General features: G+C 58.5%; 25 protein-coding genes and 1 riboswitch. Of the genes, 13 read left to right on the top strand and 12 right to left on the bottom strand.

The genetic code is table 11. The annotated features are described in order from the left end of the window. Window positions 1–2: 2 nt before the first annotated feature. From cobN to BC777_RS09130, 4 genes are all read right to left on the bottom strand, one after another. Window positions 3–3,704, bottom strand: a complete 3,702-nt coding sequence (cobN, locus tag BC777_RS09145; protein ID WP_100367753.1) for a cobaltochelatase subunit CobN — start codon at window positions 3,702–3,704, stop codon at window positions 3–5. After that, window positions 3,704–4,156 carry a GNAT family N-acetyltransferase gene (locus BC777_RS09140; RefSeq protein ID WP_100367752.1) on the bottom strand — a complete coding sequence of 151 codons (453 nt, stop codon included), beginning with the start codon at window positions 4,154–4,156 and terminating at the stop codon, window positions 3,704–3,706. The genes cobN and BC777_RS09140 overlap by 1 nt, the downstream gene beginning before the upstream one ends. Beyond that, window positions 4,153–5,220, bottom strand: coding sequence for a cobalamin biosynthesis protein CobW (gene cobW, locus BC777_RS09135; protein ID WP_100367751.1), 1,068 nt, complete (start codon window positions 5,218–5,220; stop codon window positions 4,153–4,155). Before cobW ends, BC777_RS09140 begins: the two co-directional genes overlap by 4 nt. 152 nt (window positions 5,221–5,372) lie before the next feature. Further along, the gene (locus BC777_RS09130; RefSeq protein WP_100367750.1) at window positions 5,373–6,047 is read right to left on the bottom strand and encodes an energy-coupling factor ABC transporter permease; all 675 of its coding nucleotides are present in this window, start codon (window positions 6,045–6,047) and stop codon (window positions 5,373–5,375) included. A gap of 36 nt (window positions 6,048–6,083) precedes the next feature. After that, window positions 6,084–6,304: riboswitch (cobalamin riboswitch) on the bottom strand. A gap of 221 nt (window positions 6,305–6,525) precedes the next feature. Between BC777_RS09130 and smc the strand changes: the two genes are divergently transcribed. After that, window positions 6,526–9,981: a chromosome segregation protein SMC gene (gene smc / locus BC777_RS09125; protein ID WP_100367749.1), complete on the top strand. Its 3,456-nt coding sequence runs from the start codon at window positions 6,526–6,528 to the stop codon at window positions 9,979–9,981. Window positions 9,982–10,028: 47 nt separating this feature from the next. Here smc and BC777_RS09120 read toward each other — a convergent pair whose 3' ends face one another. The 4 genes from BC777_RS09120 to BC777_RS09105 form a co-directional block, all read right to left on the bottom strand. Then, entirely contained in the window at window positions 10,029–11,195 is a 1,167-nt protein-coding gene (locus BC777_RS09120) for a lytic murein transglycosylase (protein WP_100367748.1), read from the bottom strand. A 66-nt stretch (window positions 11,196–11,261) separates the two neighbouring features. Next, a complete protein-coding gene (gene cbiB / locus BC777_RS09115) occupies window positions 11,262–12,170 on the bottom strand; it encodes an adenosylcobinamide-phosphate synthase CbiB (RefSeq protein WP_100367747.1) in 909 nt (302 codons plus the stop codon). Beyond that, entirely contained in the window at window positions 12,167–13,102 is a 936-nt protein-coding gene (locus BC777_RS09110) for a threonine-phosphate decarboxylase (protein ID WP_100367746.1), read from the bottom strand. The genes cbiB and BC777_RS09110 overlap by 4 nt, the downstream gene beginning before the upstream one ends. Next, window positions 13,099–13,473, bottom strand: coding sequence for a DUF1636 family protein (locus BC777_RS09105; protein ID WP_100367745.1), 375 nt, complete (start codon window positions 13,471–13,473; stop codon window positions 13,099–13,101). The genes BC777_RS09110 and BC777_RS09105 overlap by 4 nt, the downstream gene beginning before the upstream one ends. 199 nt (window positions 13,474–13,672) lie before the next feature. Between BC777_RS09105 and BC777_RS09100 the strand changes: the two genes are divergently transcribed. Next, window positions 13,673–14,071, top strand: a complete 399-nt coding sequence (locus tag BC777_RS09100; protein ID WP_100367744.1) for a response regulator — start codon at window positions 13,673–13,675, stop codon at window positions 14,069–14,071. Here the strand turns inward: BC777_RS09100 and BC777_RS09095 are convergent. Then, window positions 14,025–15,002 (bottom strand): glutathione S-transferase family protein, encoded by a 978-nt coding sequence (locus BC777_RS09095; protein WP_100367743.1) that lies wholly within the window; start codon window positions 15,000–15,002, stop codon window positions 14,025–14,027. The genes BC777_RS09100 and BC777_RS09095 overlap by 47 nt on opposite strands. 316 nt (window positions 15,003–15,318) lie before the next feature. Between BC777_RS09095 and BC777_RS09090 the strand changes: the two genes are divergently transcribed. The 8 genes from BC777_RS09090 to BC777_RS09055 all read left to right on the top strand — a co-directional run bounded on the left by BC777_RS09090 (window position 15,319) and on the right by BC777_RS09055 (window position 22,563). Continuing rightward, window positions 15,319–15,537, top strand: a complete 219-nt coding sequence (locus BC777_RS09090; protein WP_133122533.1) for a DUF6732 family protein — start codon at window positions 15,319–15,321, stop codon at window positions 15,535–15,537. Further along, window positions 15,534–16,730, top strand: a complete 1,197-nt coding sequence (locus BC777_RS09085; protein ID WP_100367741.1) for a sirohydrochlorin chelatase — start codon at window positions 15,534–15,536, stop codon at window positions 16,728–16,730. Before BC777_RS09090 ends, BC777_RS09085 begins: the two co-directional genes overlap by 4 nt. 68 nt (window positions 16,731–16,798) lie before the next feature. Further along, window positions 16,799–17,434 (top strand): precorrin-8X methylmutase, encoded by a 636-nt coding sequence (locus BC777_RS09080; protein ID WP_211095345.1) that lies wholly within the window; start codon window positions 16,799–16,801, stop codon window positions 17,432–17,434. Window positions 17,435–17,496: 62 nt separating this feature from the next. Beyond that, window positions 17,497–18,699 carry a precorrin-6y C5,15-methyltransferase (decarboxylating) subunit CbiE gene (gene cbiE / locus BC777_RS09075; protein WP_100367740.1) on the top strand — a complete coding sequence of 401 codons (1,203 nt, stop codon included), beginning with the start codon at window positions 17,497–17,499 and terminating at the stop codon, window positions 18,697–18,699. Then, on the top strand, window positions 18,696–19,397 hold the full coding sequence (cobI, locus tag BC777_RS09070) for a precorrin-2 C(20)-methyltransferase (protein WP_100367739.1): 702 nt from the start codon (window positions 18,696–18,698) through the stop codon (window positions 19,395–19,397). The genes cbiE and cobI overlap by 4 nt, the downstream gene beginning before the upstream one ends. A 56-nt stretch (window positions 19,398–19,453) precedes the next feature. Continuing rightward, on the top strand, window positions 19,454–21,268 hold the full coding sequence (gene cobJ, locus BC777_RS09065) for a precorrin-3B C(17)-methyltransferase (RefSeq protein WP_100368079.1): 1,815 nt from the start codon (window positions 19,454–19,456) through the stop codon (window positions 21,266–21,268). 91 nt (window positions 21,269–21,359) lie between these two features. After that, a complete protein-coding gene (gene cobM / locus BC777_RS09060) occupies window positions 21,360–22,127 on the top strand; it encodes a precorrin-4 C(11)-methyltransferase (protein ID WP_100368078.1) in 768 nt (255 codons plus the stop codon). A gap of 88 nt (window positions 22,128–22,215) precedes the next feature. Next, entirely contained in the window at window positions 22,216–22,563 is a 348-nt protein-coding gene (locus tag BC777_RS09055; RefSeq protein ID WP_100367738.1) for a hypothetical protein, read from the top strand. A gap of 10 nt (window positions 22,564–22,573) precedes the next feature. Here BC777_RS09055 and BC777_RS09050 read toward each other — a convergent pair whose 3' ends face one another. From BC777_RS09050 to BC777_RS09040, 3 genes are read right to left on the bottom strand one after another with little or no spacing between them, the layout of a single operon-like run. Continuing rightward, window positions 22,574–23,743 (bottom strand): MalY/PatB family protein, encoded by a 1,170-nt coding sequence (locus BC777_RS09050; protein WP_100367737.1) that lies wholly within the window; start codon window positions 23,741–23,743, stop codon window positions 22,574–22,576. A gap of 56 nt (window positions 23,744–23,799) precedes the next feature. Then, complete coding sequence (locus BC777_RS09045; RefSeq protein ID WP_100367736.1) at window positions 23,800–24,006, bottom strand: helix-turn-helix transcriptional regulator; 207 nt, start codon at window positions 24,004–24,006, stop codon at window positions 23,800–23,802. Beyond that, the gene (locus BC777_RS09040; RefSeq protein ID WP_100367735.1) at window positions 24,003–24,410 is read right to left on the bottom strand and encodes a hypothetical protein; all 408 of its coding nucleotides are present in this window, start codon (window positions 24,408–24,410) and stop codon (window positions 24,003–24,005) included. Before BC777_RS09040 ends, BC777_RS09045 begins: the two co-directional genes overlap by 4 nt. Window positions 24,411–24,527: 117 nt before the next feature. Here BC777_RS09040 and def (BC777_RS09035) point away from each other — a divergent pair, with 117 nt between their 5' ends. The 3 genes from def (BC777_RS09035) to def (BC777_RS09025) are packed head-to-tail and all read left to right on the top strand — an operon-like array spanning window position 24,528 to window position 26,011. Next, complete coding sequence (def, locus tag BC777_RS09035) at window positions 24,528–25,049, top strand: peptide deformylase (RefSeq protein WP_100367734.1); 522 nt, start codon at window positions 24,528–24,530, stop codon at window positions 25,047–25,049. A gap of 3 nt (window positions 25,050–25,052) precedes the next feature. Beyond that, the gene (gene def, locus BC777_RS09030) at window positions 25,053–25,514 is read left to right on the top strand and encodes a peptide deformylase (RefSeq protein WP_100367733.1); all 462 of its coding nucleotides are present in this window, start codon (window positions 25,053–25,055) and stop codon (window positions 25,512–25,514) included. Further along, a complete protein-coding gene (gene def / locus BC777_RS09025; RefSeq protein WP_100367732.1) occupies window positions 25,511–26,011 on the top strand; it encodes a peptide deformylase in 501 nt (166 codons plus the stop codon). Before def (BC777_RS09030) ends, def (BC777_RS09025) begins: the two co-directional genes overlap by 4 nt. Window positions 26,012–26,047 lie beyond the last annotated feature (36 nt).

The following is a 26,047-nucleotide window of genomic DNA, read 5'->3' as shown; positions in this document are numbered from 1 at the left end:
CCTTACGTCAGCAACCCTGCGATACGTGCGCGGGCGGAGTTCGACTTGGGTTGCCAGAGGTCGCGGTCAATCGCCTCTTGCAAGCGCTGGGCGATTTCCTTGAGGGCGGGTGCGTTGGCGTCGGCGATGAAGTCGCGGGTCGCGTCGTCTTTGATGAACGCCTCTTCCACCAGATCGAAATGGTGGTTGCGCACGGCCCCTGTGGTGGCGGCGAAGGCGAAGAGGTAGTCAACCGTTGCCGCGATCTCAAAAGCACCTTTGTAGCCGTGGCGTTTGACACCATCAATCCATTTGGGGTTCACGACGCGTGATCGGACGACCCGCCCTATTTCATCGTCCAGCGTTCGGATCACGGGGCGTTCGGGGCGTGAGTGGTCGTTATGATAGATGGGCCTGTTTTGACCTTGTAGGTTACTGATGGCCGCTGCCGCCCCGCCTTCGAATTGATAGTAGTCGTCACTGTCGAGGATATCGTGTTCGCGGTTGTCCTGGTTCTGGACCACAGCCTCGGCTTGCGAGAGCCTTGCTTCAAAGGCTTTTCGAGCCTTACGGCCCTCTGCGCCTTTGCCGTAGGCGTAGCTGCCCCATTCCAGATAGGCCTCGGCAAAGTCGGATTTATCCGCCCAGATCCGTTCATCAATCAACGCTTGCAAGCCTGCCCCATAAGAACCGGGTTTTGAGCCGAAGACGCGGGTTTGGTCTTCGCCTGCTTTATGGCGTGCAGCGGCGGGGTTGATGTCTGCGGGTTCGTCCATGTCCTGGACCGCCCGTGCGGCGCTGTCTACCAGTGCGATCAATTGCGGGAAGGCGTCGCGGAAAAAGCCGGAGATACGCAGGGTGACATCAATCCGTGGTCGACCAAGAACGGATTGGGGGAGGACGTCGAAACCCGTCACCCGCCGGTTGGCACTGTCCCATGTAGGCTTGACCCCCATCAGCGCCAATGCTTGGGCGATATCATCGCCGCCGGTACGCATATTGGCCGTGCCCCAGGCTGTGACCAGCATGCTGCGGGGCCAATCGCCGTGATCTTGAAGGTGTTTTTCGATCAACAAATTCGCGGATTTCCATCCCAGCGCCCATGCAGTTGGGGTGGGCACGGCGCGGCTGTCGACGGAGTAAAAGTTGCGGCCTGTGGGCAAGACATCCATGCGTCCGCGCGTCGGTGCACCTGAGGGGCCAGGAGGGACGAAGCGGCCCGAGAGCGCTGTGAGTAACGCCTTGCCTTCGGCTGCACCGCAGGCTTGGACGGTGGACAGAATGTTAGTTTGAATTTCGGTCAGCACTGCCGCGCTCATCGGCCCCGGCGGTCGCTTTTCGCTATCGAGAAGCTGTTGGGATATTCGTTCGAGTTTTTCGATTGTATCGCCGTTTGTGCGCCACGTTGTGCCATCGGCTAACATGTCGGGCTTTTCAGGTGGTGTGCCTGTCATGTCGCAATCAAGCGGGTCGATGGTGAGGTGAAGGTCAGATGCCAATGCGCGCAAGAGTGATGCGTCGCCAGCTTTGCCATCGCTGCGGGGCACGCGCGCCAAAGCGATGGCAAGGTCGCGTTCTTGTTGGCCGGTGGGGGATTGGCCGAAGACATGCAACCCATCACGGATTTGCGCCTCTTTGAGTTCGCATAGGTAGGCGTCAAGTTTGCCCAGATCGCCATCTTGGTCGCCGGTAAAGCCCGCATCTTTGGCAAGGCCTGTGACTTCTGACAATGACAGGATTTCGCGGCGCAGATGGTCGATCCGGCGGGGATCGACCCCTGCGGCTTCATAGTATTCGTCGACCAGCGCTTCGAGATCACGCAGCGGCCCGTAGCTTTCAGCGCGGGTGAGCGGTGGCGTCAGGTGATCGATAATCACTGCCGATGTGCGTCTTTTGGCTTGGGTGCCTTCACCGGGATCGTTGACGATGAAAGGATAGATGTGGGGGGTGGGACCGAAGACGGCTTCGGGCCAACACGTCTCGGATAGGGCCACCGCTTTGCCCGGCAGCCACTCAAGATTGCCATGTTTGCCCATATGCACAATCGCGTCGGCGCCCCAGTGGTGCCGTAGCCAGAAATAGAAGGCCAGATAGTTGTGCGGCGGCACTAGGTCGGGGGAGTGGTAGGTGTCGGTCGGGTCGATGTTATAGCCGCGCGCGGGTTGTAGCCCAACGACAGCGTTTCCGAAGCGGTGTATGCTGAGGGCGAAACCTGTGATTGTTGTGTCTGTCGGAGCCTCCGGCGGAAGTTTGATTGGACGAAGAAAGGGGTCTTTCTCGGGTGTACCCCAGCGGGTCGTGATTTGTTCCTTGATGTCCCACGGGAGAGCTTCGAAGTATTGCGTGTAGAGGTCGAGAGGGAGGAATTCACCCCCTTCTTTGTCCGCCCGGTCGGTGAGCCAATTGGTTGGCCCGGCCATTATCTGTGCCATGAGAGCGGCGCTGTCGGTGGGTGGCGTGACGTCGTGTCCTTCTGCTTTGAGAAGGTTCAGGACGTGGACAGTTGCTGCGGGTGTGTCGAGCCCGACGCCGTTAGCGAGGCGGCCGTCTTTGTTGGGGTAGTTGGCGAGGATGAGGGCGGTTTTCTTGGCCTCTGCCAGGGTGCGTCGCAGGGTGGCCCAGTTTTTCGTGAGCTGCGTGACGAAGTCGATCCGGTCGCCGCGGGCCTGATAGGTGGCGATGGGGCATTCGGTCGCGTCGTCAAAGAAGGCCTCGCCTTTGAAGCTGACCGCGCGGGAGAGAATGCGTCCGTCGACTTCCGGTAAAGCCACATTCATCGCGATGTCGCGGGCGGTGAGGCCATGCAGGCCTTCGGCCCATGCCGCCTCTACCGCACCAGAGAGGATCACCTGAAAGATCGGTGCGTCGTTGTTCAAAAGGGGGTTTTGCGGGCTGTCATCGCCATCATGTGGGCTGCCGACGGCAAAGGCTGTGCAGTTCAGGATGACGTCGGGTGGCGCTTCGGCGAAGAGTTGCTGCAGGGTCGCGGTGCTGACGGGGTCTTTCAGGCTGGCCACAAAGATTGGCAGCGGGTTGAGGCCCGCGCGTGACAGGCTGCGGGTCAGCCGGTTGATGGGGTTCAGACCGCCGCCTTGGACAAGGGCGCGGTAGAAGATGATGGGAACGATGGGGGCGCCTTTGGTCCAGCCGGACTGGGCTGCCGTGAGGTCTGCGATCCCGGCACCCGGCCAATAGACACCTGCGCGCAGAAGGGGAGCGGGTGCGCTGGGTTTTTCGCCGCCACCCAGCATGGTTTTTGCGTACGCCAGCAAGTTGGTGCTGTTCTCTGGCCCGCCCTCGACGAGGTAGGACCAAAGAGTGTCGTAATCTTCGCCGCTGACGGTCGAGAGTTCGCGCAGTTCGGGGTCTGGTTTGTCGTCGCCGGGGAGTGCTGCGAAGGGAATGTTAGCCTCTCGGAGGCGTGCGGCATATTGGGTGAGACCGTATTTCCAATAGCCAGCACCGCCCAAGATCCGGGCGATGACCAGCCGGGACTTGGTCGCGCAATCGTCCAGATGCAGATCGACTGACATAGGGTGGGTCAGGTGCATCATGTTTGCGAGGCGGAGCGTGGGTGGGTCGCTCATTTCGGCGCGGGCGTCTGATAGGGCGGCCAGCTCGGTGTCCGCGGCCGAGATAATCACCACATCGGCAGGTGTTTGGCCTAGATCGACGGGTTCGGTGCCGTCGGAGATTGCTCCGGGTGTTGCGGCCAGTAGGTGCATCAGGTGAGAGGCTTTTCCATGAAGAGTGAGCTTTTGGCGGTCACATAGTCGCCAAATACACCGCAGTTTGTGAAGCCATGCCGTGCATAGAGCCGATGGGCGGCGTGCAGCAGGTTTCCGGTTTCAAGCTTAAGGATTGAGACGCCTTCTTCCCGTGCTGTATCTTCGATTTGGCGCAGGATCGCAGCGGCCACGCCTTTGCCGCGTGCCGCTTCGGAGACGAACATCGACTTTACTTCGCCATAGTCGGGTTTGATCATCAGCGCTCCGGTGCCCAGAATATCACCGCCTTCGCGGGCTGCGTAGAAGTGAATGCTGGGCGCGACCAGATCATCAATATCAAGGTAGAAGTTATCCTCGGGCGGGAACAGACTTTTCATTAAGGCATGGCTTTGCTTCAGCAATGCCGTCGCTTGCGGGTGATGCGGGTCTGTCCGTTCAACGATGATCATGCTTGCAGGGCGGTCGTGATGGCTGCGTGATCAAGCCCCGCTTCGCCGATGACGACCAGCCGGGTTTCGCGGGGGGCGTCACCAAAGGGCTGATCAAAATACGTGTCGACGCGGGGACCGACCGCTTGCAAGGTCAGGCGCATCGGCTTGCCTTCGATTGCTACGAAACCTTTCAGGCGTAGGATGCTGTTGGCACGGATGACGTCTGCGACCTGTTCGGCGAAGGCATTGACGTTTGCGATTTCGCCGCGCGTGACAATGAAGCTTTCAAATTCGTCATGGCCATGCCCGTGTTCATGATCATGGTGGTGACCGTCTTCGTCATCATCGTGATGGTGATGATGGTGGATTTCATGACGTGCGGCAAGGTCATCTTCGGCACTAATACCTTGGCCGAGAAGCACGTCGACAGGCAGCGCGCCCATGGTGGCTTTGACAACTTGAACACCGTCGCGAGACTCAGACTTCAGCTTGCTTGTCAGCGTTTCGGCTTCGGAAGCCGCCAAGAGGTCCGTTTTGTTTACCACGATCATATCGGCACAGGCCACCTGATCCTCGAAGAGTTCAGATAAGGGTGTTTCGTGATCAAGGTTTTCGTCCTGCGCACGCTGGGCATCTACAGCGGCGACGTTGTGGGCAAACTGGCCGTCGTGGACGGCGCGGCCATCCACAACGGTCACGACCCCGTCCACCGTCACTTTGGTGGAAATGCCCGGCCAGTTGAACGCACGGACAAGGGGTTGCGGCAAGGCAAGACCAGAGGTTTCGATGACGATGTGATCGGGCTTATCCTCGCGCGCCAGCAGCGCTTCCATCGTTGGGATGAAATCATCAGCGACGGTACAGCAGATGCAGCCGTTGGAAAGTTCAACGATATCGTCTTCGGTGCAGACTTCATCGCCGCAGCCTTTGAGGATATCGCCATCAACCCCAAGATCACCAAATTCATTTATGATCAGAGCGATCTTCTTGCCGTCGGCGTTTTGCAGCATGTGGCGGATGAGGGTGGTCTTCCCAGCGCCGAGAAAGCCGGTGACAACTGTAGCAGGGATTTTGGCAGGCATAAGTGAAATCCATTTCTGAATAGGCCGGAAACGACCAAGTTTGTCCGAACCCCTATGCAATGGCTGCTGTCTTTTCAAGCAAGGACCACGCATGGGATATGCGGCAAGGTGCCCTCAACCGACTGATCTGTGGGTGGAAGGCACCGCTCAAGTTAGATTGAATAGAGGCGTGGCGTGACCAATGCGCTGCCTTCCAGGTTGCGCATGCCTTTTGCGGCAGCTAGCACAGCCAGATCGGCAATTGGCTCAATCAAAAGGACCAGCATATAGGCAGCCCCGAAGCTCAGCACGGCAGAGATATTTTCGGCACCAAACCCGCTGCCATAGAACGCCCAGAACGCGACCCAAAGAACGATGCCGCCTTGATAGGTGGCCGACATGGCCAAGCATTGCTTGAAGCTCAGATCGACGTAAGCGGTGCCTTTGGTGATAACGTGTTTGGACAGCATATGCAGCCCAAAGAGCGGAACGAGTAGCGTTGTAACATTCATCGCATATTGCGGCAGGTCTGAGGGGGCAAAGAACGCACCTTGGATCAGCAGCCCCAAAGCAAGGCCAATGGCCGCTGGCGCTGTGCCAAGGATTAACAAGAGCGTTGTGCCAAGTATAAGGTGAACCTCTGACACGCCCACAGCCATATGCGGCAGTAGTTCAAAAAAGACAAAGACAGCGACTGTCGCGATAGCGGCCCTGACCCCAAGTGACGGGATGCCACGATTGCGCAACGCCTCCCAGATCAGTTTGGCTGAATAGACGGCGGCCCCTGCGGCTGTGGCATATGACAGCGCAATTTTAGCCCCGGTAACGATACCTGGTTCGATATGCATTTGATTTTCCTTCCTTCACCGTCATCCCCGACGGCTGGTTTCACGTTGCGCATGGCTGGTCTCCTGGCTTGCGGGTCTTGGTGTTTTGCGGCCTTCCCAGGGCGATCCCCAGTGGCGTTTTCGCAAAGCACTCTCCGCATACAGTCGCGGGGGCGGCTGTGGTTTGAGGCCTCTGGCAGAGATCGGCCCGTCCACATTCCCATTTGATCCCCTGACGCTTAAACGCCGTGCGGGGAACCATGCCCGTTGATGGTGCGTCCAACGGGCCTGTCGGGTCAAGTTGAAAACCGACGTTTACAGATAGTTTGACGTCGCATCGATCAGATCATGAGAGGATTACCCTGAAAAATGGGCTGCGAGCCGCAATATCTTGTGGATAACACGGCGGAACATGGCACATGCGGGGTTCAGGGCGTTGACAGGTGGTGCGACAGAGGGTGATGCTTTGCTACCTTGAGGAATCATACGGGCAAAACTCTTGCGTTTTAGCAAACTGCGACTGAACGGCTTCAAAAGCTTTGTGGACCCCACCGATCTGATCATCGCCGATGGTCTGACCGGCGTTGTGGGCCCCAATGGCTGTGGCAAGTCGAACCTGCTTGAGGCATTGCGCTGGGTCATGGGTGAAAACCGCCCCAAGGCGATGCGCGGCGGTGGCATGGAAGATGTGATCTTTGCGGGGGCTGCAACACGGCCTGCCCGGAATTTTGCTGAAGTGTCCTTGGTGATCGACAATGGCGAGCGGCTCGCGCCTGCCGCGTTTAACGATGACGATAACCTTGAGATTATTCGCCGGATCACACGAGATGCGGGGTCGGCCTATAAGGTCGGGGCTAAGGACGTACGCGCGCGTGATGTCCAGATGCTGTTTGCCGATGCCTCAACCGGGGCGCACTCGCCCGCGTTGGTGCGGCAGGGCCAGATTTCGGAACTGATCAACGCCAAGCCCAAGGCGCGTCGGCGTATCTTGGAAGAGGCCGCCGGTATCTCTGGTCTTTATCAGCGTCGTCATGAGGCGGAGTTGAAACTGAAGGGTGCTGAGACGAACCTGACCCGCGTTGACGACGTGATTGAGCAGTTGGCAGCACAGTTGGGTCAATTGGCCCGGCAAGCCAAGCAGGCTGCGCGGTATCGCGAGATCGGTGATAAGCTGCGCCGTGCCGAGGGCATGCTTTTGTTCCGCCGCTGGAAAGAGGCAGACGAGGCTTTGTTGGCTGCTGCTGATCAGCTGCGCGAACGCACAACAACCGCAGCACAAGCAGAGAAAGCCGCACGCGAGGCCGCCAAAGGGCGCGCCGTGGCTGAGGATGCTTTGCCGCCCTTGCGCGAAGAAGAGGCGATTGCGGCGGCTGTCTTGCAGCGGTTGCAGGTGCAGCGCGATACACTGAAGGATCAGGAACAGCGCGCGCTGGATATGATCGAAACCTTGCGTGGGCGTATCGAACAGCTGACCCACGACATGGAGCGTGAAAGCGGGCTGAACAAGGACGCGGGCGAAACGATTGAGCGGCTTGAATGGGAAGCGCGCGAGATCGGGAAAGCAGGCGAAGGCCACGACGCGCGGCTTGAAGAGGCGCAGGTGGCGGCGCGCGAAGCGGCAGGTGTGCTGCAACAGCGCGAGGCTGATCTGGCGCAGCTAACAGAGGATGTGGCGCGGTTAGCGGCACGGCATCAGTCCGCACGGCGGTTGTTGGATGATAACCGGACGACACTGACCAAAAGCGAAGAAGAGGCAGCGCGGGCCAAGGCTGCGATGGCGGAAGCTGAGACTGCGTTGAAGCAGGCTGAGGCTGATTTTGCTGCCGCCGGTGCGGCCGAGAAAGCGGCGGTCGCCGCTGCCGAGGCGGCCGATAAGGCACTGGTGGAGGCCGAAAGCGTGCGAGCCGATACACAGGCGCGCGAAAGCGATGCGCGCGCGTTGCGGTCAGAGGCCGAAGGTGAGGCGAATGCCTTGCGGGCGGAAGTCGCGGCCTTGGCTAAGCTGGTGGAGCGGGACACGGCCGAAGGCGGGCAGGTGCTTGATCTGCTGCGTGTGCAAGGGGGCTATGAAAAAGCGCTGGGCGCGGCTTTGGCCGACGACCTGCGTGCCCCAGCGGTTGAGGCCGATGCGAAATCTGGCTGGGCGCTGCTGCCAAGCTATGGCTCGGCACAGACCTTGCCCGAAGCTGTCTTGGCGCTGACCAATTATGTGACTGTGCCAGAAGTGCTGGCGCGCCGTATGAGCCAGGTTGGATTGGTTGATGCCGCTGATGGGCCACGTTTGCAGGCCGACTTGAAGCCCGGTCAACGGCTTGTGTCGATTGAGGGTGACCTTTGGCGCTGGGACGGGTTCCGTGCCGGGGCGGAAGATGCGCCATCTGCGGCGGCTTTGCGGTTGCAGCAGTTGAACCGTTTGACTGAGCTCAAGCGCGATCTGGAAGAGGCATCGGCCACGGCGTTGGGCGCCGCACAGGCGCATGAGGCGCTGACAGGGATGCTCAAAGAGCAGACCGAGGCAGATCATGCCGCCCGGCAAGCGCGCCGCGATGCGGATCGTGCGGTGGCGGACGCCAACCGTGCCGCCAGCCGTGCAGAAGCGGATCGCAACCTTTCGCAGGGAAAGATGGAAAGCCTTGGGCTTGCGGTGAAGCGCCATGAGGAAGAGGCGCTGACGGCGCGGCGTGCTTTGGCGGAGGCAGAGAAGGCGGCAAAGGATCTGGGTGATCTGGATACGGCGCGCGCGTCAGTCGAAGATGTAAAGATGACTGTTGAGGCGGCGCGGATCACGATGATGTCCCGCCGGTCCGCGCATGATGAGGTCCGCCGCGAAGGCGAAGCGCGTTTGAAGCGCAACCAGGAGATCACGAAGGAAATCAGTGGCTGGAAACACCGGTTGGAAACGGCCAACAAGCGGACGGCGGAACTGGCCGAGCGCAAGGCGGAGTCAGAGGAGGCTTTGGCTGAGGCGACGGCTGCGCCTGAAGAAATCGCTGCGAAGCGTGCCGAGCTCGCGGATGCGATAGATGAGGCCGAGATGCGTCGCAAAGCTTCAGCAGATAAGCTTGCTGAGGCCGATAACGTGTTGCGCGACGCTGGCCATCAAGAGCGCGAAGCGGAACGCGAAGCATCCGAAGCGCGCGAGGCGCGCGCGCGGTCCGAGGCGCGGTCTGACGCGGCCAAAGAGACTGTGGCTTATGCGGCTGAACGGATCATGGAAGCGCAGGAAGTCACGCCAGAGAAACTGCTTGAGACGCTTGAGACAGACGTAGATCAAATGCCCGCGGCGGAGGTGATCGAGGGGCAGGTGAATGCGTTGAAGCGTCAGCGCGATAGTTTGGGCGCCGTCAACCTGCGCGCTGAAGAAGACGCCAAGGAAGTACAGGTTGAGCATGATGCGCTCGTAAGCGAGAAAGCCGATCTTGAGGCGGCGATTGCGGCGCTGCGGTCCGGCATTGCCAGTCTGAACAAAGAGGGGCGTGAGCGGTTGTTGACAGCCTTTGAGCAGGTGAACGAGAACTTTGGCTTGCTGTTCACGCACCTCTTTGGTGGGGGTGAAGCGAAACTGGTACTGGTCGAATCCGATGACCCGCTTGAGGCTGGCTTGGAGATTATGTGCCAACCGCCCGGCAAGAAGCTCAGCACGTTGTCGCTGCTATCAGGGGGGGAGCAAACGCTGACCGCCCTTGCGCTGATCTTTGCAGTATTCCTTGCGAACCCGGCCCCGATCTGTGTGCTGGACGAGGTCGATGCGCCGCTTGATGATGCCAACGTCACCCGCTTCTGTGATCTGCTGGACGAGATGACCCGCCGGACCGAGACACGTTTTCTGATCATCACCCACCACGCAGTGACCATGAGCCGGATGGACCGGCTCTTTGGTGTGACGATGGGCGAACAGGGTGTGTCTCAACTGGTATCAGTCGACCTCAAAAAGGCGGCAGCGATGGTGGCCTAGCGCGGGAGCCTCCGGCGGGAGTTTTTGGGCCAAGATGAAGACAGGGGTCAGAGCCTGTTGAGCAGATCAACGGTTGGCCATGCATCGGCGGGCAACCCCAAGCGCACCTGCTCTTTCTGCACCGCGGCACGGGTCATTGCACCCAAGATACCGTCGATCCCGCCGACATCATGACCGCGCTGTGTGAGTTTTTGCTGAAGTTGCTGCATCTGCCCGCCGCTGAGCGCAGGCGTGGGATTGCCAGCATCATAGACGGCGGCACCGCTGAGGCGCGTGGCAAAATAGGCGGCGGTGGTCACGTAGACGAAGCTTTTGTTCCACTCGAAGTAGACTTCAAAGTTCGGATAGGCAAGGAAAGCAGGCCCTTCGCGCCCCATGGGCAGCAAGATGGATGCGGGCAGGTTCGATGGCCCCAGACTGCCTTCGCGGGCACGCACCCCACGGGCCGCCCAATCGCGCACGCTTGCCTTGTGGTTCAGCCCTGTCTGTGACCAATCAAGGTCCGCAGGCACGACGATTTCCTGCAACCAAGGTTCATTGGCGCGCCAGCCTAGTGAGGACAGCACATTCGCCCCGGTCATCAGCGCATCGGGTGATGATCCTCTCAGATCAACAACCCCGTCCCCATCGCCGTCCATGCCCTGACGTACAATTTCACGTGGCAGTTTCTGCAATTGCCCGATCTCTCCGGCCCACGCGCCTGTTGTTGTCGCCGGGTTCATGCCGCCGCGCCGGTAGAGTTCAATCGCGGCGATCAGTTGCGGGCGGAACAGTTCTGGTCGTCTACAATCATGTGCCAGCGTCAGCAGCGCATTGCGCGTATTAAAGCTGCCTTGCACCTGGCCAAAGTCGGTCTCAAACGCCCAAAACGCCAGAAGCACACCGCGCGGAATGCCAAAGCGCGCTTCGATCGTATCGAACGTACTGTCGAGCCGTTGCGCGTAGACCCCACCATTTTGAATTCGGTTTTGACTGATCAGCGCGCGTGAAAAGCTGATAAAGTCACGCTGAAAGACGCCTTGCGATCGGTCTGCGTTGATCACCGATTGGTCGATTTGTGCACCTTGAAAGAAGGCGTCAATTGTCTGGGCGGGTATCCCTTCGGCTCGCGCGTCGGCCTTGACCCCGTCAATGAAGGCACCAACCGGGCCGCCGCAGGTTTGCGCGGTGGCTGTGCTGGCGAAAAGCGAAAGGGCAATGGCTATGGCGCGCATGTGTGGTCTCCGGCATTTTTGGTTCGGCGGAGCGTAGCAGGGCTGAAACGCAGCGCAAGTCAGACTCTAGAGGATGCGCACAATGGTGGCCAAGACAAAGGCAAGGCCCAGAGTGAGCCTCCAAGTTTTCCAAAGCACCGCCACCGCCCGGTCAATGTCGTCCGGGCCCAGCGACCTTTCCCCGTCCTCATTCACGAAAGGATAATCCTTGATCTTTCCGTCATAGCTACGCGGCCCGCTCAGCGCGATATCAAGCCCATGTGCCATGGCTGCTTCTGGCCAGCCCGCATTTAGGGAACGATGCAGCGGAGCGTCTGCAATGATGGGTTTTGGATAGGGCCGTCCCGTGACCGTCCAGATCAAAACAGCGGTCAATCGTGCAGGGACGAGGTTAAGAAGATCATCGAGTTTGGCGGCCCCCCAACCGAAATCGGCGTGTTTTGGGGTGCGGTAGCCGATCATACTGTCGGCGGTATTAGTGATTTTATAGATCAGCAGCCCCGGTACACCGGCCAGTGCGAACCAAAATATCGGCGCGATGACCCCGTCTGACAGGTTTTCGGCAGCGCTTTCGATGGCAGAGCGGGCGACGGCTGTACCATCCATATCCTTGGTATCCCGCCCGACGATCATCGCCACACTACGGCGTCCGTCACCGAGTGATAGCCGCAAGGCGTCGCCTACCGCTTGCACATGATCGACCAGTGATTTCTGCGCGAGCAGTACGGCCAGAACGATGACGTCAAGCAGGTATCCCGGCGCAAGCTGGATGATCCATCCCAAGATCGCAGCTGCGATACAAAGCCCCGCAATCGTCAAGATACCCATCAGCCGCTTGCGGTCGCCTGTGTTGAAACTGTCGTCACACCACCCGATCAGACGCCCCATCAAAACTGCGGGATGCGGGATGCGCGACCAGAGCCATTTCGGCTCGCCCAAAAGCGCATCAAGTAGCATGCCGAATACAAGGGTCAAAATACAGCTTCCAACTGTGCCCAACGGTCTGGCGCGGGCAGACCAAGCCGTAACCAGTCCGGCGCATAGGGGAAGATGCGCGACCAGACATGGTGCTTGGCAAGCGTGTCTTGTGCAGCGGCAGCGTCTTCCACCTGATACAGGCGAAACAAGGACGTGCCGCCGATCAGCTTGGCGTTATTGGCGGTCAAGAGCGTATCGAGTCTGGCCGCATCGGCGACAAGCCGTCGGCGTGTCTCGTCGGCCCATGCCGGATCAGCCAGCGCCTCTGCCCCGATCGATAGGGCTGGACCAGAGATTTGCCACGGTCCCAGCAGGTCTGTCAGTTTGGCGATGATCGCCGGATCACCAATGGCAAAGCCAAGGCGCAGGCCAGCGAGACCCCAGAATTTGCCAAAGCTCTTCAGCACAATGGTGCCGGGGCGGGATGCAAGCTGGATCAGGGATTGGTCCGGCATGACATCACAAAAGCTTTCGTCGATGATCGTATAGGTCGCGTCAAAATCGCTGACCTGCCAGATATGGCCATCAGGATTATTGGGGTGCACCGCGACCAGCGCGTGGCTTGGGTCTTGACCCAAGCGCCACCCGGATGCGGCAAAAGCGGCCCCATGTTCATTGTAGGTTGGGCCGGGGATGCAAACCTCGCCTTCGGGAAGCACATGCGGCAGGGCTGCGATAATGGCGGATGCACCGGTGGCACCAATGATGGCCGCCCCATCGGGGACGTTCCAGAACCGGCGTGCCAATGCATAAAGACGTGTGAAGGCGGCTTCGTCAGGCAGCGCCGTCCATGTGTCGGCGGGGAACTGGGGCATCGGGTAAGCAACTGGGTTGATCCCCGTCGACAAATCCAGCCAATCCGCGCGGGTGCCGCCGTAATTCGCAATGGCGGCATCAATCCCGCCACCATGATCGCGCTTTTTGGTCATTCGTCTTGGGGCAGCGGCGGATGGCGGGTCACAAAATGGCCTTTCACGGCTTGCGGCCATTCACGGTAGGGCACCTGACCTGTTGGCGAGGCGGCATGCGCCATGGCATAGGCTACGATACCGCTGGCCGCATCTGTCGTTGGTTCAAAGTCACCCAAGGTATAGTTCAACTTGCCCGCGCCTTGGATCGCAACGTTGCAGGCTCTCGCACAGCCCATCAGGCAAGACACCCGTCGCGTTTTGACCTCTTGCAGCCCGGTTGCAGCAGCCTCGACCAGACTAGCGAATGCTTCGCCATCGGTTTCAGTCATATCACCTGCGTCCCACCCTTCTTGCTTGCAGGTGTCGCAAATCGTGATCCAGGTCGTCATGTCAGTCTGCCTTATTTTTACGCTCGTGTTTCAAGCGGATTCGTGCCGTAAACACAAGCCCATCGGCGATATCATGTCCTTTCGTATAAGCCGCGTCTCGCGTTAACCATTCGTTAACGATTTGGGCGCTCGCTGTTTAGCAGTTGGTCAAGAATCTATTTCGTGGCGCCCTGGCCAGCATCAGATTTACGGGGGTAATATGCGGGCTTTGATTGTACATCGGAATACTGATCTTGGCGGTTTGTGGCAGCGCCACCTTGCCCGTCTAGATGTGGATGTGACACTGGTTCACAGTGCGGCCTGCGCTCTGACGGCGATTGATGATGACCCGTTTGATGTCATCTTGCTTGATCTTGTTATGGCCGAAGGCAGTGCCTTTGCCGTGGCGGACCTTGCGCGTTTTCGCCAGCCGGATGCGAATGTTGTCTTTGTGACCGACACTACCTTCTTTTCTGACGGGTCGATTTTCAACCACGCGGCCAACGCCCGCGCCTTGATCGAAACCGCGACCCCGCCAAAGGACCTTGCGGCCATCGTCCATCACTACGGTATCAGCCGCCCCGCCCGTGCGGTGCGTCATAATCCAGTACCGGGTTGATCGGAATAATCCTGTGCGGGTTAATCGTTTCGTGGCTGTAATGATAATGCCGCACTATATGGTTCATATTTACCGTCTCGGCGATGCCCGGCATCTGATAAAGCTCACGCATGTAGCCTGACAGGTTGGGATAATCCGCAATCCGCTTGCGGTTACATTTGAAGTGCAAGTGATAGACGGGGTCAAACCGCACTAGCGTTGTCCAAAGCCGCCAGTCCGCCTCGGTCAGCCGCTCACCCATCAGATAGCGGTTCTCTGCCAGCAGCGCCTCTAACCAGTCCAGCGTCTCGAAAAGCGGGTGGATCGCTTTGTCATATGCCTCTTGTGATGTAGCGAAACCTGACTTGTAGACACCATTGTTAAGAGTGTCATAAATCCGGTCGTTCACGGGCGCGATGGCGTCGCGTAGCTCTTTAGGCCAGTAATCATCGCTATTCCCGGTGACCTCATCAAAGGCACTATTGAACATGCGTATGATCTCGGAGCTTTCGTTTGATACAATTGTGTCGCGCTTTTTATCCCAAAGGATCGGCACGGTTACCCGGCCCGTCATATCGGGCAGCGCTTTAAGATAGATGTCACGCGCGAAGTGCAGATCAAAGAGCGTATCCCCGGTGGCGCCGTGATCATCGGTTGCAAAGGTCCAGCCATCTGACAACATGTCGGGATGCACAGCCGAGATACTGATATGGTCCGTCAGGTCCTTCAACTGCCGAAAGATCAGTGCGCGATGTGCCCATGGGCAGGCATAGGAAATATAAAGGTGATAGCGTCCGCTCTGGGCCTTGAAACCGCCATCGCCGGACGGCCCGGCGGACCCATCCGCCGTAATCCAATTGCGAAACTGCGCGTCCTTGCGCACGAATGCGCCGCCTGTCTTTTTGGTGTCATACCAAAAGTCATGCCATATGCCGTCAACCAACTGGCCCATCTGAACTGTCCTTCAATTGCTTTAACAATGACCTAGCCGCTTTGCGTATGCGAACCAACCGTCGTCAGGGCGCACCCTGAGTGCGTTCATGCACAGATGACCTTAAAGTTCCGTTGCCGCCCCTTGGCATATTTGGGTCGTTTAAGCGTTTGCTCAGGCTGCTTGGGCCGACTATAAGTTGTCGTGACGAAGCCAAAGCAATGGCCAGAGAGGTTGGAGACGGCGCGGTTGACCCAATACGGGAACGGTGCATCTCGTCGTCACGCCCCGCGGGATCGGGTTCTCTGGCTGTGCAACAACAAGGGAGAGAACGCCCATGCGGTGGTTGCTAACAGTTATGCTTATCTGCGCCGGATCATCGGCGCTGGCGCACCCTGGCCACTGGGCTGATGTTGCAGGCCATGATCATTGGGCGGCCGGCATTGCCATCGGACTGGCTGGGCTTGCGGCGATCTGGGGTGCCCTGAAAGGCAAGAAAAACAAAGACGCCGAAGAAGCTGAGCCGGAAGAAGAGCTGGAAGAGGAAACTGCATGAAAACCGGGGTCATGATCTGCGGTCACGGATCGCGCAGCCAGTCAGCCGTTGATGAATTTGCAACTCTGGCAGACAAACTACCCGCCTATCTGCCGGACGATTGGATGACCGATTATGGTTATCTGGAGTTTGCGAATCCGGTTATCCGCGATGGCCTCGACAAATTGCGTGACGCCGGATGCGAGCGGATTTTGGCCGTGCCGGGGATGCTATTTGCGGCAATGCATGCCAAGAATGATATCCCGACAGTGCTCAATACCTATGCTGCCAAACATGGGATCGCCGTGCAATACGGGCGCGAATTGGGGGTAGACCCCAAGATGATCGCCGCCGCCGCTGGCCGCATTCAGGATGCCGTTGATAAGGCGAATGCCGCGCACGGCGAGATGCCTTTGACCGAAACCTGCCTTGTCGTGATCGGCCGCGGCGCCTCTGACCCTGATGCCAACGGGAATGTCTCCAAGATCGCGCGGATGCTGCAAGAGGGCATGGGATTTGGCTGGTGCGAAGTAGGGTATTCCGGTGTCACATTCCCACTGGTCGAACCTTGCCTGCAACATGTCGCACGGCTGCCATATAAGCGGGTCATCGTGTTCCCTTATTTCCTATTCTCAGGCATCCTGATCGACCGGATTTATGGCTTCACCGATCAGGTCGCAGCCGAACATCCTGATATCCAATTCGTCAAAGCCGGTTATCTGGGCGACCATCCCAAAGTGCTTGAAACCTTCGCTGAACGGATCATGGAACAGGTCAGCGATACGCCCCCCCCGAATTGCGGCATCTGCGGTTATCGCAGTCAGGTCTTGGCGCTGGAAGAAGGCAAACATCACCACATCAGCGCCGATAATCGGGCGCACCCCGCCTTTGGCGCTGTGCCGCCGCCGACCTGCGTGCTGTGCAAATACCGCACCGCCGTGCTGGGCTTTGAAGGCGAAGTGGGTGCTGTGCAGGAAAGCCATCACCACCATGTCGAAGGGCAGGGGGCCAATGCGCCGGGGTCCAACGTGGCTGACTGCACGCTTTGTGATACCTTCTGCACCGGCATGTGCCGGTTGGAAGCGATGGATCACCACCACCATCATCACCACCACCATGGTCACGATCATCATCATGACCACGTTCACGCACCTTACCCCCATGCCAAACATCCGCATGGCCCTGAAAGCGCGCGTAAGGTCAAATCGGGTTAGTCTTCATCTTGGCCCAAAAACTCCCGCCGGAGGCTCCGGCGCTTGCAACACCAAGCAAAGGCTTGCCCGTGCGTCCATACGAAACTGACCCTTCCACGATCTACGCCCAAAGCTTTGCGACCGTACGGTCCGAGGCGCGGTTAGAACGGTTTGCGCCTGCCATGCAGCCATTGATCACACGGTTGATCCATGCCTGCGGTATGGTCGAGGTCGCGGACCGTTTGGCCTTTTCAACCGCTGCCGCAGAGGCAGGTCATCACGCGCTTCAGGCTGGCGCGCCGATCCTGTGTGATTGCGAAATGGTAGGTGCGGGGATCATTCGGCGCTACCTTCCCGCACGAAACGACGTGGTTGTGACGTTGAATGATCCGTCAGTGCCTGCGCTGGCGCAAGAGATCGGCAATACCCGCTCTGCTGCTGCCGTTGAACTTTGGCGCAACCAGATCGCGGGTGCTGTCGTGGCTATCGGCAATGCGCCCACAGCCCTGTTTCATTTGCTGGAGTTGCTGGACGCCGGATGGCCGAAACCCGCTATCATTCTTGGCTTCCCGGTGGGGTTTGTCGGGGCAGCTGAAAGCAAGGCCGAGTTGGCCGCAAACCCCCGCGGTTGCGACTATGTTGCCTTGCGCGGGCGCCGTGGCGGGTCTGCGATGGCGTCGGCGGCTGTGAACGCGCTGGCAGCGGGGTTGCCGGAAGATGTTTGAGTGTGCGCTTGTCATGCCCTGCGGGCATTCCGCGCGAAGCCTCCGCAAGGAGACGACAAGCGATGGCTGATCCTTGGCTTCATATTGTCGGGATTGGCGAAGACGGCATGGCCGGTCTGGCCCCTGCAACGCGTGCCGTTGTCGAAGCCGCCGAGATTATCATCGGTGGTGAACGGCATCACACACTGACGGGCGATCTGCCCGCTGCCCGTATGGCGTGGCCAAGCCCCTTTGACGCGCTGATCTCCACGATTGAGGGGTTGCGCGGCAAGCGCGTGGTTATTCTGGCAACCGGTGATCCACTTTGGTTCTCTGTCGGTGCGCGGATTGGTCGTGCAATGGACCCCACGGAAATTGTTTATCACCCGCAGCTATCTGCCTTCCAATTGGCCGCGGCCCGCATGGGTTGGTCTTTGCCGGACGTTGAAACCTTGACGGTTCATGGCCGCCCCGTAGAGCAGATGATCGCCTTTATTCAACCGGATGCGCAGTTGCTGGTTCTGACCACCGGGGCAGAGACGCCCGCGCAAATTGCAACCTTCTTGACCGAACGTGGGTTTGGACAGTCCCGGATGACGGTTTTGGCAGCGATGGGTGGCAAGGATGAAACGCGCTTTGATGGGCGGGCTGAAAGTTGGGATCATGCGGTCCCTGCGTTCAATACGCTTGCTGTCCATTGTATCGCAGCACCTGACGCGGCCCTGCTGCCGCGTGTGCCGGGCTTGGCTGATACGCTGTTCCAGTCAGATGGCACCATGACGAAGCAAGAGGTGCGTGCGGCCACGGTGGCCAAGCTGATGCCGATGCGCGGTGCGCTTTTGTGGGATATCGGCTGTGGCTGCGGGTCTGTCGCGATCGAATGGATGCGCGCGGCACGCTATGCCCGTGCGGTAGGGATTGAACCGCGTGCCGACCGGCGGGCGATGGCGGCTGCCAATGCGCTCGCACTCGGTGTGCCGAAACTGGCCTTGGTTGAAGGCACGGTGCCAGAGGCGCTGGATGGGCTTGAAGCGCCGGATGCAATTTTCATTGGTGGGGGGTTGAGCCGCGGAACTTTTGACGCGGCTTGGGAGGCCCTACGTCCTTTGGGTCGTTTGGTCGCGAATGCTGTTACGCTCGAAAGCGAAGCTGAACTGATCGCCCTGCACAAGGACCATGGTGGCGATTTTGTAAAACTGTCGGTCCATCGTGCCGAACCTGTCGGGCGATTGACCGGGTGGCGACCGTTGATGCCCGTCACGCAGTGGAGCCTTGTGAAACGATGACTGGGGTTCTGTATGGTGTAGGTTTGGGACCAGGTGCACCCGATCTGATCACGCTGCGTGCAGCACGGTTGATCGAAGGTGCGTCTGTTGTGGCTTATCCCACCTTGGCGGGTGCAGCGAGTTTTGCGCGCGCAATTGCCGCGGATTTGATTGCGCCTGGTGTGCAGGAGATCGTGATGGATGTGCCGATGTCAGTGGAACGTGCGCCTGCTCAGCACGCCTATGACAAAGGTGCCAGAAAGATCGCTGCCGCCTTGGATACCGGGCAGGATGTGGTTTGCCTGTGTGAGGGTGATCCTTTCTTTTATGGCTCCTTTATGTATCTCTTTGCGCGGCTATCATCTGATTATCGGGTCGAGGTCGTGCCGGGTGTGACATCTGTGACCGCTTGTGCGGCGCGTGCAGGTATGCCCTTGGCGGCCCGCAATGAGCGTCTGACGGTATTGCCGGGGCCACTGCCGGAGGGTGAGTTACGCGCGCGCATTGAAGGTGCGGAAAGTGTTGTGATCATGAAGGTGGGCCGCCATTTGGCCAAGATACGTGGTGTGATTGACGCGCTTGGTTTGACGGCGGGTGCTGTCTATGTCGAACGGGCGACCTTGACTGAGGAAGTGGTTTTGCCGCTTGCGGATGCGCCTGAAAAAGCGCCGTATTTTTCGATGATCTTATTGACGAAAGGGGCCGATCCTTGGCTTTGAAACCCGTCGTGCCAGAGGCGCGCAAGCCCGTTGTGCCAGAGGCGCGCAAGCCCGTCGTGCCAGAGGGGCGCAAACCCGTTGTTCTGGCGCTGTCGCGCTCTGGTGAGGCGACGGCGCATCGCGTGGCCGCCGCCCTTGGTGTGCAGGTGCACGGCCGCAAGGGCCGTGTTAATCGGGCGGATGCGTTCTTTTCCAATGCTTTGGATCATGCGCGTGATTTGTTTGCGGCTGGTGTGCCGATTGTTGGGGTTTGTGCGTCAGGTATCTTGATCCGCGCCGTGGCTCCGCTGTTGGCCGATAAGACGACAGAGCCACCTGTGATTTCTGTGTCTGACGATGGTGCTGTCGTGGTTCCGCTTTTGGGTGGGCATCGTGGGGCGAACAAATTGTCTGCGCAGATCGCAGAGGCTTTGAATGCGGTATCGGCCGTCACGACGGCGGGTGACGTTGCGCTGGGTATTGCACTGGATGAACCACCTGCTGGCTGGCGCTTGGTCAATCGCGGTGATGCGAAATCGGCGATGGCGGGTTTGTTGGCCGGCGGTGGCGCTGAGGTGATTGGTGATGCGCCGTGGCTCGCAGATTTGCCGAAGGGCGATGCGCTGCGGCTGTCTTGTACGATGATGCAGCAGGACGATCTTGGTGCGGCTCATCTTCAGTTTGCGCCGCAGCGGCTGACTTTAGGTGTTGGATGCGCGCGGAATTGCCCGGTGGATGAATTGGCCGCATTGGTTGCAGAGGTCCTGCAAGAGGCAGGTGTTGCGCCAGAGGCTTTACATTCGGTCAACACGATTTCGTTGAAGGCGGACGAACCTGCTATCATTGCTTTGGCGGCTGATTTGGGCGTTCCTTTGCGGCTGTTTGAAGCAGATGTTTTGGAGACACAAACGCCGCGTTTGCAGAACCCGTCCGATGTGGTTTTTGCAGAGGTGGGTGCGCATGGGGTGTCCGAGGCGGCGGCGCTGGCGCAAGCAGGTGATGCCGGTGAATTTTTGGTGGCCAAACGTAAGACAGCGAATGCGACCTGTGCGCTGGTCGTGACGCCCGGGCCTTTGACAGAGTTTGAAGGCCGCGCGCGCGGGCGGTTGTCGATTGTTGGCATTGGGCCTGGTCAGGCCGCATGGCGCACACCTGAGGTTTCGCGTCTGGTGTCCGAGGCTGAGGAACTGGTCGGCTATGAGCTTTATATTGATTTGCTCGGGCCTTTGGCTGTTGGCAAGGAACGCTCGGATTTTCCGCTGGGTGGTGAGGAAGAGCGCTGTCGTTATGCGTTAGAGCAGGCAGGGCATGGCAAAAATGTTGCTTTGATCTGTTCGGGCGATGCAGGTATTTATGCGATGGCCGCGTTGGTGTTCGAGTTGCTGGATCGTGGACCGGACCAGATGGGTGTGACAGATGCCGCGCGCCGGGTTGATGTTGTCTGTTCGCCCGGTGTGAGTGCGCTGCAAGGGGCAGCGGCCCGTGCGGGTGCGCCTTTGGGGCACGATTTTTGTGCGATTTCGCTATCGGATTTGCTGACACCGCGTGAGGATATCGTAAAGCGGTTGCAGGCGGCGGCGGCGGGTGACTTTGTGATTGCCTTTTACAATCCGGTGTCGATGCGACGACGGACATTGCTGGCTGAAGCGCGGGATATTCTCTTGCAGCATCGTCCGGCGGATACGCCCGTGATGCTGGCGTCATCGCTGGGCAGACCAGAAGAGTACGTGCGGTATCGTCGCTTGGATGAACTTGAGGTTGATGAGGTGGATATGCTGACTGTCGTATTGGTGGGGTCGTCCCATTCGCGATTGGCTACTTTGGGTGAAGGCCCGCGGATGTATACGCCGCGGGGATATGCCCGCAAGATTGATGGTGATTTGGCGGGATGACGCTGTTTGGCTGGCGCCAAAACCGCCCCACCCGCCATCCCACAGCCTTCGGCGAAAGTTTGATTGGACGAAGAAAGAGCAGGGTTTGTGCATGACCGTTTACTTTATTGGTGCTGGTCCGGGTGATCCGGAGTTGCTGACGCTGAAGGCCGCGCGGCTTATTGGCGAATGCCCGGTGTGTCTTTATGCAGGGTCTTTGGTTCCCGCAGAGGTCGTTGCTTGCGCGCCGAAGGGGGCCTTGGTGATGGATACGGCGCCTATGACGCTGGATGATACGCATGGCGAGATTTTGAAGGCCCATGCAAAAGGTCAACATGTCGCCCGTGTGCATTCGGGTGATCCATCGCTTTATGGTGCAATTGCTGAACAAATCCGCCGTTTGAAAACGGATGGTATTGATTACCAGATCGTACCGGGCGTGCCTGCCTATGCCGCCGCTGCTGCGGCTTTGGGTACTGAACTGACGGTGCCGGAAGTGGCGCAATCTATCATATTGACCCGTATGTCGATGAAATCGACAGGAATGCCAGCGGGGGAAACCTTGGAGAATTTTGCGCGTACTGGTGCAACCTTGGCCATTCATCTGGGCATTCGCGCCCTGCGTGAGATTGAGCGGCAGTTGGCACCACATTATGGTGAGGACTGCCCAGTGGCGGTGATCTACCGCGTCGGATGGCCGGATCAGATGATCATTCGTGGTACGCTGATGGATGTGCGCGAAAAGGTGCGTGAGGCCAAGATCACGCGCACAGCGTTGATCCTTGTGGGGCCAGCGCTAGCCGATTCGCATGGATTTCCTGACTCGGCACTCTATGATGCGGCGAAACCGCATGTGCTGCGACCGCGCGTGAAGGCATAAAAACAAGGGTTTCTGCGCTGCGGCGGATTTTGTCATTTGAATTTTACCTTTATCGGGTCATGTTCTGCACAATCTGGAGGGGCTTGTTATGTATACGTTTTTGCCTGATGCCGTACGTCAGGGTCTCGAAGAAGCGCGCAAAGCTGCATTGAAGCGCAAGGATCGTCTGTCGGTCCATGATGGTGATGACACTTACCGCATTCGTCGGTTCTGGGATGGGGGCTTTGCCCTTGATCTGGAAGGGTCAGAGCGCTTGCGCGGCCATGTCGATATTTATGACGGGCCCAAGCATCTTTATACCTGCCTTGTCGTCTCTTCGATTGATGAAGATGACGAACGGGTTTTTGAGTTCAAATGGGCCACGCCTGTTGCCACAGCGCCTGCTGCGGATTTTGTGCGGCCCGATTTTGTGCCGGCCGGATTGATCAGCCGTTAGGCCCTTCTGACTACTGCAAGTCACCGAATGCGCTTTGCAGCCGTGCAACAGCGTCTTCGATCTGTGCCTTTGGTGCGCCAAGGTTGAACCGCAGGAAACTGTCACCGCCTTTGCCGAATGTCGGCCCGTGATTGGCTGCGATCTTGGCCTTGTCCTGCACTCGGTTCGTGAATTCGTTCCGCGTCATGCCAGTGCCGGCGAAATCGACCCACGCCAGATATGTGGCTTCGAGGTTCATTGAGGCCAATCCGGGGATGGCGTTAATACCGGCGTCAAAGATTTTGCGGTTTTCATTGAGATAGCCCCGCAGGTCATCCACCCAAGCGGCCCCTTCGGGCGAATAGGCGGCCGTTGCCATGAACAGCCCGAAACTATTGGCTGATAGTCCAAGCGCTGCCATGCGTTTGCCAAAGCGCGCGCGCAAGTCGGGATCTTCGACAATGACATTGCCCGAATGGCTGCCTGCGATGTTGAAGGTCTTGGTTGTCGCTGTCATCATCACCAACCTGTCGATGATGCCATCAATATGAGCCATGGGGATATGGGTTTGGCCGGGCATTGTCAGATCATGGTGGATTTCGTCAGAGACCAGGATGAGTTCGTGCCGCTTGGCAAAGGCTGCCACCGCTTGAAGTTCGGCTTTGGTCCAGACACGCCCGCCGGGGTTGTGGGGGGAGCAGAGAATAACCATCCGCTCGTTCCCGGTCATCTGAGCGTCATAGGCGGTGAAATCCATCTCGTAGCGGCCATTGTTATTGACCAACTCGCATTCCACGACCTGACGGTCAGCGGCGTCAATGACGCGGGCAAAGGCATGATAGACTGGGGTGAACAATACCACACCATCGCCGGGGTTGGTGAAGGCATCCACGCACATGGCGGTGCCGTTGACCAATCCGTGTGTTGTAAAAATCCATGACGGGTCAATCGCCCAGTTATGTCGCGTTTGCATCCACCACCCGATTGCAGCCTTATATTTGCTGTCATCGCCAAAATAACCATAGACGCCGTGATCGATCATATCCTGTACGGATTTTTGGATGCAGGGGGCTGCTGCGAATTCCATATCGGCGACCCACATCGAAATCCCCTCGTCCGGGTTCACGCCATAGAGCGTCTCCATGCTGTCCCATTTGACGCAGTGGGTGTTCCGGCGGTCGGGGGCGTGGTCGAATGTCATGGCGTACTCCTGTCTTAGCTGCGTCAGGCTAAGCGGCATGGCGGTGAGTGCAAGCGCTATTCTGGCAATGCGAAGAGATCGTGCACGCTGCAATTCAGCGCTTTGGCCAATGTCAGGGCAAGCGTTGTTGATGGTGTAAAGACGCCGTTTTCGATCGTATTGATGGTTTTGCGGGATACCCCAATCAGATTGGCCAATTCGGCCTGTGTCAGTTTGGCCTGTGCGCGATACACGCGCAGGTGGACAATCAGCTTGGTTGTCATTCCGCGCGGCCACGTAATACCGAAACGACGTAATGCGCGGGTGGTACTGCCCCCAGTACCGGGCCCAGCCAGTAAAACGCCATCGCCGGGTCCATCCGGCCTGTCAAGCTGAGTGCCAAAAATACCAGAAAGACCCAAAGCACGGCCCAAAATCCAAAGATCAGACTATCGCGATGTGCAACAGTGTTTTGTTCGTCCCACGCAGCCTCAGCAGCGTCGGGGTAACTTAGGTGAAGAACGAAAGAGAGTGCAGCATATCCAAGTGCTACAGCGCCGATGATGCCAGCCCAGACCAGCCCTGATGGTCCGATAGAGAGGACTGCCGCAATCAAAGCGGCAAGTGTTGTGATGACAATAGCTGCACTTCCAAAAAGGCGGGCGCGGCTGACGGGGTTAGCAGACATGACTTCTCCTTTTCTGCATGAGTAACCTAAGGGTTACATAACGAGGTCAGTTTGTAACGTCAAGGTTACATTCTCATGCCGTTTGCATTTCATTGGGTTGCGGCCTAAATCACCGGTATGGCTTTACGAAATATACTCATCCATCCTGATCCGCGTCTTAAGAAAGTTGCCGCACCTGTGGCAGCTGTCACCGATGATCTGCGCCGTTTGGCTGACGATATGTTGGAGACGATGTATGACGCCCCCGGTATTGGCCTCGCCGCCCCGCAGATTGCCGTGATGAGCCGGATGTTGGTGATGGATTGCTCAAAGGAAGATGATGCGACGCCGGAACCAATGGTTCTGATTAATCCAGAGGTTGTTTGGACGTCTGAAGACCGGAGTGTCTATGAGGAAGGGTGTTTGTCGATCCCTGAGCAATACGCGGAGGTCGAGCGACCGACCGAGGTTGAGGTGACGTGGACCGACCTTGATGGGCAGGCTAAGCGGGAAAGATTTGATGGGCTGTGGGCGACGTGCGTGCAGCATGAGATTGACCATTTGGACGGCAAGCTGTTCATCGACTACCTCAAGCCGCTGAAGCGCCAGATGATCACCCGCAAGATGCAAAAGCTGAAACGTGAAATGGCGCGGGGCTGAGCATTGGCTATCCATCCGCTGCGGTTTGAGGGTGATCCGGTTTTGCTGGCAACGGCGGCAACGGTTGAGTGTTTTGATGAAACATTGGCCAGCCTTGTCCGCGATATGTTTGAGACGATGTATGACGCGCCGGGGCGTGGGTTGGCAGCCCCACAAGTGGGCGTCAGCCGTCGCGTGTTTGTTGTCGATACACAATGGAAAGAAGGCGATCCTGATCCGATGATTTTTGTGAACCCGCAGATCACGGCATGTGCGGGCGAAGAGGTTCTTGGAGCCGAGGCTTGCCTCTCGATACCGGGCAAGAGCTTTGATGTCAGCCGTCCGGTTTGGGTAGACCTGACCTGGCAGGATTTGGATGGCGCGTCGCATCAAGGTCGGTTTGAGGGCATGCAAGCCATCTGCGTTTGTCATGAATACGACCATCTTGAGGGGCTGTTGATCTCGCAGACAGGGGTGCTGCAATGACACATCGTCCCTTTGTGATGTGGCCGCATCCCGCTCTGCGGACCCCGGCGACACCTGTTGCTGAAATTACCGATGAAACCTTAGCGGTCTGGGACGAGATGATCATCGCCATGGACCAGATGCCCGGCGTGGGGCTGGCTGCCCCGCAGTTAGGCATTGATGTGGCGCTGGCTGTCGTTGATGCTTCACAAGAGCGCGGGCAGGCCATTCGGATGGCAAACCCCTCTATCCTGCACAGTAGCGTTGAACCGCGCGATCATGAAGAAGGCTCGCCCAATTTACCGGGGGTTTGGGCGAAAGTAACCCGCCCGCGAGCCGTCACAGTGCGCTTTCTGAACGCGGATGGGCAGTGGGACCGGCAGGACTTTGTCGGGCTTTGGGCGACCTCAGTGCAGCATCAGATTGATCATTTGGCGGGCAAGATGTTCTTTGATCACCTGACGCGGGTGAAGCGGGATATGCTGATTAAGAAGTCGGCGAAGATGCGGCGTGAGTGATGTTGGCTGCGCGCGCTGCGCGGACGTTTGATTGGA

The organism is Yoonia maricola, assembly GCF_002797915.1.
In the GTDB taxonomy this organism is placed as follows: Bacteria; Pseudomonadota; Alphaproteobacteria; order Rhodobacterales; family Rhodobacteraceae; genus Yoonia; species Yoonia maricola.
This window is presented reverse-complemented; position numbering and strand designations above follow the sequence as displayed.

Bases quoted from the DNA above. Each gene is read 5' to 3' on its own strand.
- cobN (WP_100367753.1), bottom strand. From the start codon at position 3,704: ATGCACCTACTGGCCGCAACACCCGGAGCAATCTCCGACGGCACCGAA.
- BC777_RS09140 (WP_100367752.1), bottom strand. From the start codon at position 4,156: ATGATCATCGTTGAACGGACAGACCCGCATCACCCGCAAGCGACGGCA.
- cobW (WP_100367751.1), bottom strand. From the start codon at position 5,220: ATGCCTGCCAAAATCCCTGCTACAGTTGTCACCGGCTTTCTCGGCGCT.
- BC777_RS09130 (WP_100367750.1), bottom strand. From the start codon at position 6,047: ATGCATATCGAACCAGGTATCGTTACCGGGGCTAAAATTGCGCTGTCA.
- BC777_RS09120 (WP_100367748.1), bottom strand. From the start codon at position 11,195: ATGCGCGCCATAGCCATTGCCCTTTCGCTTTTCGCCAGCACAGCCACC.
- BC777_RS09110 (WP_100367746.1), bottom strand. From the start codon at position 13,102: ATGACCAAAAAGCGCGATCATGGTGGCGGGATTGATGCCGCCATTGCG.
- BC777_RS09105 (WP_100367745.1), bottom strand. From the start codon at position 13,473: ATGACGACCTGGATCACGATTTGCGACACCTGCAAGCAAGAAGGGTGG.
- BC777_RS09100 (WP_100367744.1), top strand. From the start codon at position 13,673: ATGCGGGCTTTGATTGTACATCGGAATACTGATCTTGGCGGTTTGTGG.
- BC777_RS09095 (WP_100367743.1), bottom strand. From the start codon at position 15,002: ATGGGCCAGTTGGTTGACGGCATATGGCATGACTTTTGGTATGACACC.
- BC777_RS09090 (WP_133122533.1), top strand. From the start codon at position 15,319: ATGCGGTGGTTGCTAACAGTTATGCTTATCTGCGCCGGATCATCGGCG.
- BC777_RS09085 (WP_100367741.1), top strand. From the start codon at position 15,534: ATGAAAACCGGGGTCATGATCTGCGGTCACGGATCGCGCAGCCAGTCA.
- cbiE (WP_100367740.1), top strand. From the start codon at position 17,497: ATGGCTGATCCTTGGCTTCATATTGTCGGGATTGGCGAAGACGGCATG.
- cobI (WP_100367739.1), top strand. From the start codon at position 18,696: ATGACTGGGGTTCTGTATGGTGTAGGTTTGGGACCAGGTGCACCCGAT.
- cobM (WP_100368078.1), top strand. From the start codon at position 21,360: ATGACCGTTTACTTTATTGGTGCTGGTCCGGGTGATCCGGAGTTGCTG.
- BC777_RS09055 (WP_100367738.1), top strand. From the start codon at position 22,216: ATGTATACGTTTTTGCCTGATGCCGTACGTCAGGGTCTCGAAGAAGCG.
- BC777_RS09050 (WP_100367737.1), bottom strand. From the start codon at position 23,743: ATGACATTCGACCACGCCCCCGACCGCCGGAACACCCACTGCGTCAAA.
- BC777_RS09045 (WP_100367736.1), bottom strand. From the start codon at position 24,006: ATGACAACCAAGCTGATTGTCCACCTGCGCGTGTATCGCGCACAGGCC.
- BC777_RS09040 (WP_100367735.1), bottom strand. From the start codon at position 24,410: ATGTCTGCTAACCCCGTCAGCCGCGCCCGCCTTTTTGGAAGTGCAGCT.
- def (WP_100367734.1), top strand. From the start codon at position 24,528: ATGGCTTTACGAAATATACTCATCCATCCTGATCCGCGTCTTAAGAAA.
- def (WP_100367732.1), top strand. From the start codon at position 25,511: ATGACACATCGTCCCTTTGTGATGTGGCCGCATCCCGCTCTGCGGACC.